The 16,304-nt window shown below is 55.1% G+C and carries 14 protein-coding genes; 7 read left to right on the top strand and 7 right to left on the bottom strand.

What is annotated here, in order from left to right:
• Positions 1–206: 206 nt before the first annotated feature.
• Entirely contained in the window at positions 207–1,040 is an 834-nt protein-coding gene (locus tag JM93_RS10495; RefSeq protein ID WP_208995083.1) for an MBL fold metallo-hydrolase, read from the top strand.
• Here JM93_RS10495 and rsmD read toward each other — a convergent pair.
• Both rsmD and JM93_RS10485 read right to left on the bottom strand, forming a co-directional pair.
• On the bottom strand, positions 1,037–1,594 hold the full coding sequence (gene rsmD / locus JM93_RS10490) for a 16S rRNA (guanine(966)-N(2))-methyltransferase RsmD (protein WP_145343052.1): 558 nt from the start codon (positions 1,592–1,594) through the stop codon (positions 1,037–1,039). The genes JM93_RS10495 and rsmD overlap by 4 nt on opposite strands.
• The gene (locus JM93_RS10485; RefSeq protein ID WP_145343050.1) at positions 1,591–2,832 is read right to left on the bottom strand and encodes a pseudouridine synthase; all 1,242 of its coding nucleotides are present in this window, start codon (positions 2,830–2,832) and stop codon (positions 1,591–1,593) included. The genes rsmD and JM93_RS10485 overlap by 4 nt, the downstream gene beginning before the upstream one ends.
• 143 nt (positions 2,833–2,975) lie before the next feature.
• Here JM93_RS10485 and JM93_RS10480 point away from each other — a divergent pair, with 143 nt between their 5' ends.
• Positions 2,976–3,407: a nucleoside deaminase gene (locus JM93_RS10480; protein WP_145343306.1), complete on the top strand. Its 432-nt coding sequence runs from the start codon at positions 2,976–2,978 to the stop codon at positions 3,405–3,407.
• A gap of 191 nt (positions 3,408–3,598) precedes the next feature.
• A complete protein-coding gene (locus JM93_RS10475) occupies positions 3,599–4,759 on the top strand; it encodes a porin (RefSeq protein ID WP_145343048.1) in 1,161 nt (386 codons plus the stop codon).
• A 69-nt stretch (positions 4,760–4,828) separates the two neighbouring features.
• Here the strand turns inward: JM93_RS10475 and JM93_RS10470 are convergent, their stop codons facing one another.
• A complete protein-coding gene (locus JM93_RS10470) occupies positions 4,829–5,644 on the bottom strand; it encodes an alpha/beta hydrolase (protein ID WP_145343046.1) in 816 nt (271 codons plus the stop codon).
• Positions 5,645–5,700: 56 nt separating this feature from the next.
• A complete protein-coding gene (mutL, locus tag JM93_RS10465; RefSeq protein ID WP_145343044.1) occupies positions 5,701–7,551 on the bottom strand; it encodes a DNA mismatch repair endonuclease MutL in 1,851 nt (616 codons plus the stop codon).
• 111 nt (positions 7,552–7,662) lie between these two features.
• Between mutL and JM93_RS10460 the strand changes: the two genes are divergently transcribed.
• Positions 7,663–8,535 (top strand): TIGR01459 family HAD-type hydrolase, encoded by an 873-nt coding sequence (locus JM93_RS10460; RefSeq protein WP_145343042.1) that lies wholly within the window; start codon positions 7,663–7,665, stop codon positions 8,533–8,535.
• Between the two features lie 44 nt (positions 8,536–8,579).
• Here JM93_RS10460 and JM93_RS10455 read toward each other — a convergent pair whose 3' ends face one another.
• Positions 8,580–9,254 (bottom strand): protein phosphatase CheZ, encoded by a 675-nt coding sequence (locus JM93_RS10455; protein WP_208995082.1) that lies wholly within the window; start codon positions 9,252–9,254, stop codon positions 8,580–8,582.
• 147 nt (positions 9,255–9,401) lie between these two features.
• Positions 9,402–9,785, bottom strand: a complete 384-nt coding sequence (locus JM93_RS10450) for a response regulator (RefSeq protein ID WP_006935666.1) — start codon at positions 9,783–9,785, stop codon at positions 9,402–9,404.
• Between the two features lie 298 nt (positions 9,786–10,083).
• Between JM93_RS10450 and JM93_RS10445 the strand changes: the two genes are divergently transcribed.
• Positions 10,084–10,479 carry a MaoC family dehydratase gene (locus JM93_RS10445; protein WP_145343302.1) on the top strand — a complete coding sequence of 132 codons (396 nt, stop codon included), beginning with the start codon at positions 10,084–10,086 and terminating at the stop codon, positions 10,477–10,479.
• Between the two features lie 172 nt (positions 10,480–10,651).
• Positions 10,652–11,647: a bifunctional riboflavin kinase/FAD synthetase gene (locus JM93_RS10440; protein WP_145343040.1), complete on the top strand. Its 996-nt coding sequence runs from the start codon at positions 10,652–10,654 to the stop codon at positions 11,645–11,647.
• Positions 11,648–11,674: 27 nt separating this feature from the next.
• On the opposite strand, the gene JM93_RS10435 is transcribed toward JM93_RS10440, so the two are convergent.
• Positions 11,675–12,913 (bottom strand): glycosyltransferase family 87 protein, encoded by a 1,239-nt coding sequence (locus JM93_RS10435; protein WP_145343038.1) that lies wholly within the window; start codon positions 12,911–12,913, stop codon positions 11,675–11,677.
• Between the two features lie 427 nt (positions 12,914–13,340).
• Here JM93_RS10435 and ileS point away from each other — a divergent pair, with 427 nt between their 5' ends.
• The gene (gene ileS / locus JM93_RS10430; RefSeq protein ID WP_145343036.1) at positions 13,341–16,301 is read left to right on the top strand and encodes an isoleucine--tRNA ligase; all 2,961 of its coding nucleotides are present in this window, start codon (positions 13,341–13,343) and stop codon (positions 16,299–16,301) included.
• Positions 16,302–16,304: the final 3 nt, after the last annotated feature.

Here is a 16,304-nt window from a genome sequence, read left to right as displayed (position 1 = left end):
CATCTGATGCGACGTTCCCGGGGCGGGTTCTTCCTCCCACCAGCCCCCACCTGGCAGCTGATTGCGCGAGTGTTCTCCGCAGCGAACAGCTGCCATTTCTTTTTTGAGGCTGGACTGCGGTACAAAGCTCCAACTCACAAAAGCTTGCTGACCATTCTCAGCTACCCTACGTAACTAAGTATACTAAAACCGTCCGGGGTAGCATGATGCGGATTTCACTTTCGATGTGGTGGACACACCTGCCAGGTATCGCGGCAACTCTTGTGATCATGCTGGCAACACTCGTGCCGACAGGGGCGATGGCTATCTGCCAGATTGTCGCCGATGCACCCTACCGCCCAAACCCCAAGAAAGTCGCGCTTGCTCCTAATGAAGTCCAGATCAGGTATATCGGCCACTCGACGTTCGAGCTCGAGACCCCGGCCGGTATCCGGATTGCCACCGATTACAATGACAGCTTCAAACCTGCCATTCCGCCCAATGTCGCGACGATGAATGGCGCGCATAGCACGCATTATACGCTCAATCCGGATCCTTCGATTGAACACGTATTGATGGGTTGGAACCTGGAGGGCGGCCCGATCGATCATGACATTCTTGTCGGTGACGTGCGTATTCGGAACATCCAAACCAATATACGCGGCTGGGATGGCACATCGCGGGCTCTTGGAAACTCCATTTTCGTGTTTGAAGTAGCAGATCTTTGCATTGCGCATCTCGGACACCTGCACCAGCGCCTTACCGACGAAGACCTCCTGCGACTAGGGCAAATCGACGTTGTGTTTGCCGCAATCGACAATTCCTCGACCCTGCGCCACGAGAGCTTGATGCAAGTGCTTGACGAAATTGGTGCATCATTGGTCATCCCAATGCATTTTCATTTTTTCGGATCGCTCGATGCGTTCACCTCCCGGGCGAGCGCAGACGGATACAAGGTTCAAATGGCAACGGACCCCATCCTGATTGTAAAACGCGAGACGCTTCCGACCGAAAGAGTGGTTTATGTCATGCAGCCGAGCGGCGGTAGAGGCAAGCTTTAGGCGTCACGCTTGTAAAAAACAATCTGACTATCGCCAGAGGATCGGCGGTCGATCTCGACAAGTCCGACCGGCTCCTTGATATCCAGCCCTGCACGCTCCTCCAACACACATAATGCCTGTTCAGCCAGCCAGCCGCCCGAGACGGCAGACGCCAGCGCCAGCACGCCGAGGTCTTTGCCGTAGGGCGGATCCGCGAACAGAAGATTGAAAGGCTCAATTGTTCCCGGCGCGCCGAGCTTCGTAGCGTCCCTTCGGAAGATCTTGCAGACACCGTTCAAACCAAGTTCCTCAACATTTTCGCGGATGACACCCCGGGCAGCCGATGCTTCTTCAATAAATGTCGCATGGCGCGCGCCCCTGCTGATTGCCTCCAGCCCAAGCGCTCCGCTGCCCGCGAACAAATCGAGCACGCGCGCCCCTTCAAGTTCAAGCGTGGTTCCATGCGCGATAATATTAAAGATGGTCTCTCTCAAACGGTCACTGGTGGGCCGGGTACGATCCGTTTTCGGTGCCTTGATCGATTTACCCTTGAACCGCCCGGCAACAATTCTCACCGGCGCCCTCCGCGCGGCTTGGGTCTCGATTTATCACGCTGCTCCGGACCGCTCCGGTCCTGCCTTTCATTTCGACCTTCCTGCCTCTTGTCTTCGATCAAGCCGTCCTCACCCCAAATCCGCCGCTGAGACCGGGACGGACGCGGCTCAAAGCTGGACTTGTCGCCGTGTTTTTCGGCTGTGGGCCGGTTTGATTTGCGCGGACGTGCACTGTCTTTCGCTTCGCGGGCGCTTAGCCACCGACCTTCGGTTGATCCTTGTTTTTTGCCTCCAGCCCCGCGAGCAGGACCTTTTGCCGGTCCTTTGGTCTTTTTCGGCTGTTCGGGCACACGCTCGTTCATGATCGGCGCATCGAAATCTGCTCCTGCCTGCTCAATGAGTTTTTCACCAAGCTGGTCACGCAACACGCGGCCACGTATTTCCCGCACCTCGCCATCATTGAGATCAAGCAACTGGAACGGGCCGAAAGAAAGACGGATAAGGCGATTTACAGTCAACCCCAAGTGCTCAAGCACGCGTTTGACTTCGCGGTTTTTTCCCTCACGCAACCCGACCGTCAACCAGACATTGTCACCTTGTGCCTTGTCCAGAGTGGCCTCGATCGCGCCATATAAAACCCCCTCGATGGCAACACCGTCAGCGAGGCCGTCGAGCTGTTCCTGCGTCACCTTGCCAAACGCGCGGACTCGATATCTCCTCAACCACCCGGTTGCAGGCAGTTCAAGCGCCCGCGCCAAACCTCCGTCATTGGTCAGCAGAAGCAACCCTTCGGTGTTGATATCGAGGCGGCCGACAGTCAGTACCCGCGGCAAATCCGCAGGAAGCTTTTCAAATACAGTCGGGCGGCCCTCCGGATCCTTGTTGGTTGTCACAAGCCCGCGAGGCTTGTGATAGAGCCAAAGTCGGGTGCGTTCGCGCATAGGAAGCGGCGCACCATCAACCGAAACCGTGTCCCGCTCGGAAACAGTGACGGCGGGCGTCTCGAGAATTTTGCCGTTCAGCTCCACCCGGCCGGCAGCAATCCAAGTCTCGGCTTCACGGCGGGAGCAAAGCCCCGCCCGGGCCATCACTTTAGCAATCCGCTCGCCTTCCCCAACGACCGTTGGCCGCGCTTCGGAACTCTGGCCGGGCACTGCCTTTTTAGGGCCAGGTTTACCGCGCACCGGCTTTTTGCCCTGCGCATTTGGACGCGCGGACCGTTTCGGCCCGCGTCTGTCGGTTTTTTTGTCTGTGGTCATGACAGCCTCATACCAGACCCTTTGCAGGTCGAAAATCCACAAACTGCACCCGCGCACTGTTGCTAGGCAGAAAACTTGTCTATTCAACGTGTCTAAGCATTTCGGGCGGTACATCACCTCATTCGGAGGCCGTTTTGACATTCATGGAGCATGCGCTCGCGGAAGCTGAAAAAGCAGGACACCGCGGGGAAGTACCAATCGGTGCCGTTTTGGTAAGTGGCGGCCTCATCATTGCCCGCGACGGCAATCGGACACTCGAACTAAACGATCCCACTGCCCACGCAGAAGTGCTTGTGATCCGGGCAGCCTGCGCTGCGCTCAAATCCCAGCGGATTCCAGCGTGCGACCTTTATGTGACGCTCGAACCTTGTGCCATGTGCGCGGCGGCAATTTCCTTTGCACGCATAAGACGGCTCTACTATGCCGCCGGCGACGAAAAAGGGGGCGCGGTCGATCATGGTGGCAGGTTTTTTTCCTCGCCAACATGCCATCATGCCCCGGAAATTTACGCCGGAATTGCAGAAGCCCCAGCCAGACACCTCCTGAAAGAGTTCTTCCAAGGCCGGCGCAGCTAGAATCACGGGGCAGCCAGTCAGGTCACTAATTCCCTTACCGTTCGAATGTTGCCCCCGAGCAACACCCTAGATCTTGTGTTTGCGCCGCGGCAAAAATCGCAAATTCGCATTGCACAATCGTCATATTGGTTGGAGTACGTTTCCATCAAATATCCCGCCGCTCCGGCGGACCCCTCATTTGGAGATGTTCGATGTACACAAAAAGTCTTGCAGCAGCGGCGATTTCGAGCCTAGCACTTGCAACACCCGCACTGTCGGCGGATCTTCCGATTGCACCGGAGCCTGTCGACTACGTCCGCATCTGCGACGCCTATGGTAGCCGGTTTTACTACATCCCCGGCACCGAGACCTGCCTGCGTGTTGGCGGCCGTGTTCGTGTTGATACACGGTTCAAGAACTTCGGTGACGATGGCGACTGGGGAGACAGGACCCGAAACGATGTTGAGATGCGGGCCCGCGCATATCTGTATCTCGACTCCCGCACAAACTCAGAGTTCGGTCTGCTTCGCACATACACATCGATGTACATGACCAACACCAGCAACTCTGGAAGTTTCGACCTGGAATATGCCTTCATCCAATGGGGTGGCATCACAGCAGGTTTCGCAGATTCGTTCTTCGACTTCTTCACCGGGTTTGCGCTCGATATGCAGGTCGAGACCTATTCTGATGAGACCACCAACCTGCTTGCCTACACTGCCGCATTCGGAAACGGTTTTTCCGCAACGGTGGCAATCGAAGATGCGACCTTCCGCCAACAGGCGCTGATTTCGCCGAATGTGAATGGCAATGGCGGGCAAAAGTGGCCGGACCTTGTCGGTGCACTGCGGGTCGAACAGGGCTGGGGATCGGCTCAGGTCATGGGAGCGGTTCACAATGTTCGCTTCACAGACGCTTCTGCAAGCGGTCAGGTTGGGTGGGCTGTTGGCGCCGGTGCCGAGTTCAAATTCAGTTCCATTGGTACCGGAACGCGGTTTGCAATCCAAGGCGTTTACACTGATGGTGCGAGCGGTTACGGCTCAACAGGCTGGAATAGCCGGATTACTGATGCGGTCTATACGGGAACGTCAACCAATACGACCCGGACCTGGAACATCTTCGGCGGCATCCGCCAAGGGTTGACTGATACAGTCGAGTTCAATCTCGACGCCGGATACCACAACGTAGATGGTGGTACGAGCGCCTATGACTTCACCCAGTGGGACATCACACCAAACATTCAATGGGAGCCAGTGTCCGGCTTCATGATCGGCGCTGAGGTGCAGTACCGGGATCTTGATTTCAGCTCAGCCTCTGGCCTGAGTGACCGGGATGAGATCTACGCGACCTTCCGCTTGCAAAGAACTTTCTAAACACGGTGATCGTTGCGAATATGAAAAAGGGCGGCTCGGCCGCCCTTTTTTGAGAATAAAAGCCCGCGCTCAAAGGCCGCTGCCCGACGCATCAGCAACCGCTTTTACAACAGCAGGCCAAAGCCCCCTGCTCCACAAGTTGCCGTGGGTCGCTCCCTCTAAAATCAAGAGACGCTTAGGGCCTTGTGCCAACTCATAGAGCGCTTCTCCGTTCCCAACTGGGATGACGCGGTCCTCAGTGCCATGGACAATAAAAACTGGTGCATTGATTTCATTGATCCGCTCCCGGGTTATGAAGGGATCCTTCATCAACAGCCTGACTGGCAACCAAGGATACTGCTGAGCAGCGATATCGACCGCAGCCGTATATGGAGCTTCCAAAACGACCATCAGCGCTTCTGATCTCGCCGCACCGACGGCCGCCGCGACGCCGGTTCCCAGAGACTCGCCGTGGACGATAACCGGTTTGCCCGCATCGTTCAGCAGGTCAAACAATACCGTTCCATCCCGAATAAAGTCGTCCTCTGACGGCAAGCCGTCGCTGCCCGGATACCCGCGGTAGCTCACAGCCATCAGCCCGTAACCGTCATCAAGGATCTGCTGGTAGCGCGAGGCGCGGTCGGAAATGTTGCCGCCCTGTCCGTGAAAGTAAAGAACGGTCGGCAGACCATCGTGCCGTGGCTCAGCCTGCCAAGTGAGTAGGGAAGCACCATCCGGCATCTTAACCAGCACCTCGTCGACATCCGGAAGGCCGGTCTCCTCAGGCGTCTCCAGACTGCCGCCCGGTTTGAAAATCAGATCTCTTTGGAGAAAATACATACCACCCGCAGCCCCGACATAGCCAAGGACCAGCACGCAAAACACGCTAACAATGAACCGTTTCATAGCGATCTTGTCTTTCGGTTCGACACTTGGCGGAAGGTTTCCGAAGTGATCCGCATTTATTTGCGCCCGAACAGGCGTTCGATATCGGAAAGCTTGAGTTCAACCCAGGTCGGACGGCCATGATTACACTGTCCCGACAGCGGCGTGGCTTCCATATCCCGCAAAAGCGCATTCATCTCCTCCGGTCGCATTCGGCGTCCAGCGCGAATTGAGCCATGGCAAGCCATGGTGGCAGCGACATGATCAAGGCGCTCCTTCAGAGTGTCCGCGGTCTCCCATTCCGTGACCTCATCAACCAAATCTGCAATCAGTTTCCGGACGTCTATTTCGCCCAGCATGGCAGGAGTTTCACGCACAGCGACAGCTCCCGGTCCGAATGATTCGAGCACCAGACCAACCTGTTCAAGCTCCGAACTGTGCTCCAGCAACCTTGCGGCTTCTTCCTCAGGAAGCTCAACGACTTCTGGTATCAGCAGCAATTGGCGGGCGACCGTTTTTTTTGCAAGGCTCTCCTTCAAGCGCTCATAAACGAGACGCTCATGCGCCGCATGCTGGTCTACGATAACAACACCGTCTCGGGTTTGGGCGATCAAATATGTTTCATGAACCTGCGCACGCGCGGCACCAAGAGGCAAATCTGTTGCCTCATCGTCAGGAGCCGCATCACCGTAGGCTCGTGCATCGGCAGACGGCCGGGATAGGGCCTGCATAACGGGTTGAGGTGCTGTGTAGCTGCTTTGGTCCGGTTCGGACCATCCAACTCCCTGCTCGACGGGCGCAAAGCTACGCGCAGCGAAGCCGGATTGCCGCTCTGGCCCGCGCCAAACAGCTGTTCGATGATGACCTGCGGAAGGCGCAAACCCGGTAGCCCGGATGGCCTCCATTGCAACACCAGCGTTAGCGGTCGACGACCGGTGTCCGGATCGCACAAGGGCCTGCTTAATAGCACCGACGAGAAGCCCGCGCACCAATTGACTATCTTGAAATCGCACATCCGCCTTGGCAGGGTGTACGTTCACATCAACAAGCGCCGGCTCAAGATCAACAAACAACACAACTACCGCATGGCGGTCACGCGCCAGAACATCGGCGTATGCCCCTCTAAGGCCTGAAAGCAAGAGCTTGTCTTTCACGGGACGGCCATTGACAAAAAAGAACTGCAACTGGGCATTACCGCGATTGTAGGTTGGCAAGCTTGCATAGCCTGTAAGGCGCACACCCTCGCGTTCCGCGTCGATTTCCATTGCGTTTTCAATAAAATCATTGCCGAGAACTTGCGAGATGCGCGCCATGCGCCCCTCACCGCCAGCAGGAGCCCAAGTTTGCGGCTGCCTATCTGCCCCGGTAAGCGAAAATCCGATATGCGGATAAGCTAGGGCCATGCGCTTTACGATTTCGGTTATTGCTGCCGCTTCTGCCCTGTCAGATTTCAGAAACTTCAGGCGGGCTGGTGTCGCAAAAAACAGATCTCGCACTTCAACAACCGTTCCCTTTTTGCGGGCGGCCGGGGCGATGGCATGACTCTTTCCACCTTCGATCAAAATCGACCAAGCATGCGGCTCATCAGCCCGCCTTGTATTAATACTCAGCCGAGCCACAGAGGCAATTGACGGCAAGGCTTCTCCGCGGAACCCCAGCGTGCTGATTTCGAACAGATCATCGCTTGTGATTTTGGAAGTGCAATGCCGCTGGACTGCCAGCTCGAGATCGCTCTTGCTCATGCCGAAACCATTGTCAGACACGCGTAGGAGGGTTTTGCCGCCACCAGCGGTCACGACCTCAATGACGGTCGCGCCTGCGTCGACGGCATTCTCAACCAATTCCTTTACGACACTAGCTGGTCTCTCAACCACCTCGCCGGCCGCAATCCGGTTGATCACGTCTTCGCCGAGCTGCCGAACTTCCATATTCTATCCCTCTGTGGTTTCCCCGCTTGCACGCATCCTATAATGTTCGACGCGTGTTCTTACCGATTCTGCGCAATCGTAACAGATGCGCGAGACCTCAAGTGATTTGTCATGACCGCTACTGCTCCTTTGATTGTTCCTGGGCTCCGCGCGCTTGCGCCTGACTACGCCGCCGTTCTATGCGATGTCTGGGGTGTGTTGCATAATGGCGTCAAGGCTTTCGAAAACGCGCACAAAGCGTTGACCCAATATCGCGCCGAGACCAACGGAACAGTTGTACTTATTACAAACGCGCCGCGTCCGGCTCATCTGATCAAAGAACAACTTGCAAGATTTGGTGTTCCAAACACAGCCTATGATGACGTCGTAACATCCGGGGACGTGACGCGCGAGCTGTTAAGCTCCCACGCTGGCAATCCGATCCTTCATATTGGCCCTGAACGTGATTTTCCGATTTACGATGACATGGACATCGTGATTGGTACCGAGGAAAATGCGCAGGTTATTAGCTGCACCGGGTTGTTTGACGATGAAACCGAAACCCCGGACGACTATCGAAGCCGATTTGAAGATCTCGTCGCGCGCGGCTTAGAGATGATTTGTGCCAATCCTGATATCGTTGTCGAACGCGGAGACCGCCTGATCTGGTGCGCGGGTGCCCTGGCTCGGCTTTACGAAGACATTGGCGGAAGAGTAACGATTCTCGGCAAGCCCCACAAACCCATCTATGATGCTGCAATACGCAAAGTTGCCGAAATTCGCGGTACGGATATCTCACGTGACGGTATACTTGCCATTGGCGATGGCCTGCCAACAGATATTCGTGGTGCGGTGTCTCAGGATCTAGATGTGCTGTTCATAACTGCGGGCATTCACTCGGCTGATTTTGGCGCGGTCGATTCTCCAGAGGAACAGTTGATCCGGGCACGACTGGTCGAGGAAGGTTTGAAGGCACGCGCAGCTGTGCCTAGGCTTGTTTGGTGACCGGCATTCGGTTTTTGCACAAACAAATGGAATTGTTTTCCGGCTTAATCAAACAGTTTGTCGATATCTGCCTGAGCGTCCTTTAAGAGGTCATCAACATCCGTTTGCGAAACACCCTCACCGGCGTGCTGAGGCCCGTGAAGAATAAGTTCGCGCTCGCGGCGTTCGGCCTCGGTTTCCGGCAGGTCCAATTCAAACCCTTCCGGAATACGCAATTGCTCAATGAAAGAAGACACCCGTTCATCGATGTAGTTAAGCGTCTTCACGACCTTTGATATCCGCTGTCCGGTGATGTCCTGAAAGGTGCAGGCTTCAAAAATTCCGATCATTTTGGCGCTGACAAGATCCTGATAGGCGAGCGGATCGCTCGTATCCGCACACATGATCTCTTCTGCAGCCTCCATAATGGTGTTGGTGGCTTCCTCGGTCGCTTCGACAATCGCGTCAAGCTCTCTGCCTGCTTCTGGGATCTTGCTCCCGGTCATGTCTTTTGCCCGAAGTTGCGAAATCTCTTCTTTCATGCGCGTGATTTCACGCGCGATCGAGCGCAACTCTTCGGTGACAGCAGGCTGAACAGTTGACAGGAAGTCGTGCATGGATCCGGACATGACCTCAGCAAGCTGCATCACGTCCGTTAACGAAACGTCCCCGCCACGTTTCTTGTTTTCGACGAGAAATTCAATGACCCGCGATACGTTTTCTTTTGTCATACCGCTCATAGTGAAGCCTTCCAGAGCTATTGCCGACAGTCATAAAACACTGTCGATAATGCAGTGCGTGCCGGAACGCCCGGCACTCTTCCCCAAGTCTCGAGTGGCCCTGGCGGCTCGGCTCCCCAACCGAACAGCCGCCAAACCTTCGTAATATTAGTCCGAGAAAACGGCTTCAATCTTGCCCTTCAGAGTTTGGGCATTGAACGGCTTAACAATGTAATTGTTAACTCCGGCTTTTTTGGCTGCAATCACGTTTTCCGTTTTGGATTCGGCAGTCACCATTATGAATGGCGTCTTACTGAGACTGCCGTCCGCGCGAACCTGCTTCAGCAACTCGTAACCGGTCATCGGTTCCATATTCCAGTCGGAAATGACCAGCCCGTACCGCCGCTGTTTCATTTTTTCCAAAGCTTCGGTGCCGTCCGCAGCATCATCGATATCTTCGAAGCCAAGCTGCTTCAGCAGGTTCCGAATAATGCGAATCATCGTTTTGTAGTCATCGACCACGAGGACCGGCATCTGAAGATCAAGGGCCATCGTCTACTCCATACTGTCAACTAGCGCGGCCCCTGGCCTTGGGCCGTGGAAACGCGTTCTGACTTAAAAGGAGAGAGACACTTTAAAGTGTCCTCGCCTCCCCACACTCACTGCAAATTACGCCAAGGCCCTGAAAAGTCCGTTAATAACGCGCTGTTTTTTTCTTCACCAAAAGCCCAATAGCCGGGAACCCACAGCTTTCGTAGTGTTTGAGTGATAAGAAGACCGGCAGCGGGAGCGCGTCACATTGGCAATCCTTGAACTAAGAGAACTGTGTTTTGAAGACTTGCAGGTCGGCATGTCAGAGTCAGTCGAAAAACACGTGAGTTCAACCGATGTTGTTGGCTTCGCCGAGGTTTCCGGCGACCGGAATCCAATCCATCTATCGGAGCATTTCGCCGCTCGAACGCCTTTCAAAACCCGCATTGCGCATGGTCTTTATACTGCTAGCTTGATTTCTGCCGTTCTGGGAACACGGCTGCCAGGTCCTGGTGCGATTTATTTGTCACAGACGCTCAACTTCAAGGCGCCGGTCCGTATTGGTGACGATGTTACCGTTACCGTCACAGTGGCCGAGCTCATGGAACGCGGCGCGCGGGCACGCCTTTCTTGTATATGCCAGGTCGGTGATCAGGTTGTTCTCGAGGGAGAAGCGCTGGTAAAGGTTCCGTTGCGCTCCGATACTGACCTCTAGACGGCACTTGCTTGATCGCTTTCGGCTGCCATCGCCAATCCAACTTGACCTTTTTTATCCAACACGTCAGTTTCCGCCGCAAAATCGAGGCCAATATAGCCGGTGCCACTTTGCACATACGGTAGGCAACGCCTTTTGGCGCTGGACCATTTGACGAAATGAAGGCGGACTTATGACTGAAGCGACTCTTGGCCAATTCCAGCATGTCAATGGCCTTGAGGATGTCCCGAAAACTTTGCGGAACGGCGTCGTTGCGATCGGCAATTTTGACGGCGTGCATCGGGGACATCGCGCCGTGTTGGGGGCTGCCCAAACCATTGGACATCGGGAAAAACGACCTGTGTATGCCATGACCTTTGAGCCGCATCCGCGTACAGTCTTTAAGCCCGACGCACCCGTTTTCCGGCTCACCCCGGAAAAACAAAAGGCGGAGGTGTTGGCAGCATGCGGATTGGATGGCGTGCTGGTGGTACCGTTTTCTCGGGAATTTGCCGGTGTCGAAGCGCAAGAGTTTGTCTCTGATATCCTCATGTCAAAACTCGCGATTTTCCATGCGGTCACCGGTCATGATTTTCATTTCGGGCGCGCCCGCATGGGAACACCAGAGTTTCTGAAGAAAAGCGGCCTCAGCTTTGGATTTGGGGTCACCCAGGTTGAACCAGAAACCGACGAAGGCCGTCAAGTGATCTCGTCATCGCGGATCCGTGAGGCGCTAGCCGAGGGCGACATCGCCTTAGCGAACGGACTTCTAGGATACCGCTGGTTTTTTGATGCCGAAGTCCGGCATGGCGACAAGCGCGGTCGCGACCTCGGCTATCCAACGGCCAATTTGCAGCTCCCTATCGGGTGCCCTTTGAAGCATGGCATTTACGCCGTCAAAATTCGAGTGGAGGATCACTTGTTTGATGGCGTTGCTAGTTTTGGCCGCCGGCCAACTTTCGACAACGGCGCTCCCCTTTTCGAAATCCATCTTTTTGACTTTCAGGGCGACCTATACGGAAAAAAACTGCGCACGCATGTCGTATCTTACTTACGAGGCGAGGAGAAATTTGACAGCGCAGAAACCCTCGTGGCGCAGATGGACAAAGACAGCCTGGAAGCACGCGCGGCTCTTTCCAGCTTGAAGCCTCTGGGCGAGATAGACACCCTTTTGATGCCCGGGGCTTAAACAGCCGCTCGCCCTGCCACCTTTGGCTTACACTGCCTTTGTATCGTTCTCACGGCCCTTCAGCCTGATTGCGCCGAAAGGAATTAGCTCGGAATAGGTTATGTGGTCCTGCAAGCGGCTGAGACCGAGATACAGCATCGCGGCCGCAGGAAGAGGACCGATAGGGATACCGACATCCCCGAGGATACGGGTCGCGCCGCTAAATGCGACAGCAATAACCAGCAAGTAGATGTCTGAACTGCGGTAGCTGTAAGCCCTTGCGTAGATTGCGAAGAAAAGAACTGCAAGCACAAGAAGGGTTAGGTCATAGGATAGTGAATATGGAGTTACCAGCAGTCCAGCGCTGACCAAGACAACTGCCTTCAGTTCGAACGGTATTGCATCTTTTGACCAGGCTAGAACGACCACCGCCAAAAGCAGACACGATAAGGCGGCTTGAAGGATGATTGCCAAGTCTTCATTTACCCCCCCTAAACGCAAGGCCGCGTTTAAAGAAATCATCTTGTGAAATTCCAATACGCCGGAAGACATCAAACTGCGAGCAAACGAACTCTGTTCGAGAAATGCCAGCCAAGTATCCGTGCCTAGAACTGCCCAGCTTATAAGTGCCCACAAAATCGTGCCGAAAGAGGCTACGATGAACGCTTGCCAATACCGTCCTGCAAGCAACGCGAATGGGATTAACACGCCTGCTTGTGGCTTGAATGTCATGAGCGCGAAGCACACGCCAGCGAGCACCATCCTCCGATTCTTAAGGCAGTATAGTCCCACCCCAAGACACGCGCAGGTCAAGAGGCTCGTCTGGCCATGCGCTGCAGCGTTCAGTGTCGCCGGAAAAGCCAACAGAAACATAGCCCCTTGCCAGTTTCCCCAAACCAAGCGGCCAGTAACTGCATAAACTGAAAGCGACAGGCCCATAAAAACAATGTAGGCCGTCAGAAAGGATAAGGACGAAAGCGGAAGAATAGTCAGCAAGAATGTCGGCGGATACATGAATGGGAAATACATCCCATCTCTCGTGAAAGGCGCCTGGGCAGTTTTTAAAAACTGGTTTTCGTAAGCAAATGCTGGCCCAACAAGCCGCGCTTCTTCCGCCGCGGTCCAAAAGCACAAAAAGTCGATTGGAAAAACAAAACCAGCTCCGTAAACCGGTTTGCCGAGAGCGTAGAGGAAAAAGCACAATGCAAACAGGTAGGCCACTGGCGCCATCTGTGACGCAATACGGACCCGTTCTCCGGTAATCAAAGCGTGCAGCTCGAATCGCATGGTGCACCGACAAAAACAAAGACGTCGGCAGCCTCTTCTACAAGTATTAAGGAAAATAGAATTCGGCGCGAAATCGAGCGCTCAGATAAACTCGGGCCTAATGCCGTTCGGGCATCGTCTATCATTCCCTTGTCTCACTGCAGACAAAACAGAGCCACCAATTGCTTCACCGAGACTTTATTCTCGTCCGCAGTGCTGGTATGTCAGCTGGCATGCGATTTGACCGGATAAATATCAAGCGACTTGGAGTGATCCGTTGGCGCCGAATTACAAGCCCGGCCCGCGGATAACGCCTTTTGTTTGTGGCGTCCCGGGACCGGGTTCACGGTTTACACCGTTCGCCAGCATCAGCAATCGCTGATCGCAGGCCCCAAAACTCTTGATTACGAGAACAAGCGTAAGCGTTAAAGCGAAGATCAGGCCAGTCATGACCGACAAACCGACACGTGATTACTCCGAGACACTCAATCTGCCGCAGACTGACTTTCCAATGCGCGCCGGCCTACCGAAAAAAGAACCGGAAATCCTTGCGCGCTGGCAAGACATGAAGCTCTATAAAAAGCTGCGAGAACAAAGCGCGGGGCGGGACAAGTTCATCCTCCACGATGGCCCACCATATGCGAATGGCAACATACATATCGGCCATGCGCTCAATAAGACCCTCAAAGATATTGTCACCCGCTCCATGCAGATGATGGGCTACGACAGCAATTACGTTCCGGGCTGGGACTGCCACGGGCTCCCGATTGAGTGGAAAATCGAGGAACAGTATAGGGCCAAAGGTAAAAACAAGGACGAGGTACCGATCAACGAGTTCCGGCAGGAATGCCGAGAGTTTGCCGAGCATTGGATTAAGGTTCAGCGCGGCGAGTTTGAACGCCTCGGCATTGAGGGCGATTGGGACAACCCTTACTTAACGATGCGCTTTGAAAGCGAAGCAGTCATTGCAAACGAGCTGATGAAGTTTGCGATGTCCGGCCAGCTCTATCGCGGCTCCAAACCCGTCATGTGGTCTGTTGTCGAAAAAACAGCGCTGGCCGAAGCTGAAATCGAATACCACGATTACCAGTCCGATCAGATCTGGGTAAAATTTCCGGTTGTCGAAGCGGGTGGCACAGACGAGGCTGCGGCCGAGCAGCTCCTTGAGGCTTCTGTCGTGATATGGACCACAACCCCATGGACAATTCCTGGCAACCGGGCCGTCTGCTTTTCTTCAAATATCAGCTACGGTCTGTACGAAGTCACGCAGGAAGGGCTTCCCGACGATAATTGGGTGCAAAAAGGGGACCTTCTCATCCTTGCGGACGCCCTCGCCAGTGACGTTTTCAAAAATGCCCGCATCGAAGAATTCCGGCTCGTACGCCCGGTAAGCGCCGGGGAGCTGTCTTCCGTCACGCTTGCACACCCTTACCGGGATCTGAACCTTGGCGGTTACCAATTCGACGTTCCGGTTCTTAATGGCGATCACGTCACGGATGACGCTGGCACCGGCTTTGTTCATACCGCACCGAGCCACGGTGCGGACGACTTCGAAATCTGGATGGCCAACACGCGCGATCTCGAAGCCCGCGGGATTGACACGACGATCCCTTTCACTGTCGCCGATGACGGCTACTACACAAAGGACGCCCCAGGGCTTGAAGGCAACCAGGTCATCACGCACAAGGGCGAGAAGGGCAAAGCCAACAAGGCAAATATTGAGTTTCTGAAACAAGCCGGAGCCTTGATCGGCCTTGGCCGGATGCGGCACCAGTACCCGCACTCCTGGCGTTCCAAGAAGCCGATCATCTTCCGCAACACGCCGCAATGGTTTGTCTATATGGACAAGGACCTTTCCGGTAAAGGCGATACGCTCCGCACGCGTGCGCTGACTGCCATTGACAACACCCGTTTTGTTCCCGCTTCCGGGCAAAACCGGTTGCGGTCCATGATCGAGAACCGGCCAGATTGGGTCCTTTCCCGTCAGCGGGCCTGGGGCGTTCCAATCACTGTTTTCATCCATAAAGACACTTCCGAAATCCTGCGTGACAAGGCTGTCAACCAGCGGATCTTTGACGCATTTGTTGCTGAAGGGGCCGATGCGTGGTTCGCCGAAGGAGCAAAAGAACGGTTTCTTGCTGACGATCACAAAGCCGATGACTGGTACATGGTCACGGACATTCTGGATGTTTGGTTCGATTCAGGGTCAACGCACGCGTTTTGTATGGAAAAGCGCGATGACCTGAACCCATGCCGGAAGGGACTTGGCGGTAAGGACCACGTCTTATATCTCGAAGGCTCAGATCAGCACCGAGGCTGGTTCCATTCCTCTTTGCTTGAAAGCTGTGGCACCCGCGGGCATGCGCCCTACGACGCCGTCCTGACCCACGGATTTACGATGGCCGAAGACGGGCGCAAAATGTCTAAATCTCTGGGCAATCAGGTGTTCCCTCAAGATATCATCAAACAGTATGGCGCCGATATCTTGAGGCTTTGGGTCGCGTCGTCAGACTATGCTGAAGATCAACGTATCGGTCCGGAGATCATCAAAACAAACGTCGACAGCTACCGGAAACTCCGCAACACCCTGCGCTGGATGCTCGGATCTCTTGCGCATGGCGCAAAGGAGGAAATTGCTTTGAGCGACATGCCTGAGCTGGAACGCCTGATGCTGCACCGGCTCACCGAGCTGGATGCCTTGGTCCGCCAAGGCTACAGGGACTTCGACTATAAACGCGTATTCCACCACCTCTTCACATTCATGACGGTGGAACTGTCAGCGTTCTATTTCGACATCCGCAAGGACGCACTTTACTGCGACAAGACGAGTTCCGTCCGACGCCGCGCGGCTCTCTTTGTAATCGACAAGCTGTTCAACTGCATTGTGACCTGGATGGCGCCCATGCTGCCATTTACAATGGAAGAGACCTGGACGTCGCGCTACGGTCAGGACACATCGGTTCACCTTGAACAATTCCCGGAAGTTCCCGCCGATTGGAGCAACGCGGCGCTTGCCGAAAAGTGGGCAAAAATCAAAACCGTTCGGCGCGTCATCACCGGCGCTCTGGAAGTCGAACGGCGCGAGAAACGAATTGGCTCGTCATTGGAAGCGCATCCGGTGGTCCATGTCACCGATCCAGCGTTGCTGGACGCCATCGAAGATGAGGATCTGGCTGACATCGCAATCACGAGCCAGCTGACATTGGTTAGCACGCCGGCGCCGGATGGGGCGTTTACGCTTGAGGACACGCAGGGTGTGGCGGTTGTGCCGGGCCTTGCGAAGGGCAACAAGTGTGCGCGCTCTTGGAAAATCCTGCCGGAGGTTGGCTCTGATCCGGATTACCCGGACGTGACCCTTCGCGACGCGGAAGCGCTGCGGGAGTGGGACGCAAGGAATGTTGCCGCTTGAACG

It is taken from the genome of Roseibium hamelinense (assembly GCF_007830545.1).
In the GTDB taxonomy this organism is placed as follows: Bacteria; Pseudomonadota; Alphaproteobacteria; order Rhizobiales; family Stappiaceae; genus Roseibium; species Roseibium hamelinense.
Note: the sequence above shows the minus strand (reverse complement) of the source record. Positions and strands in the feature narration are given on the sequence as shown.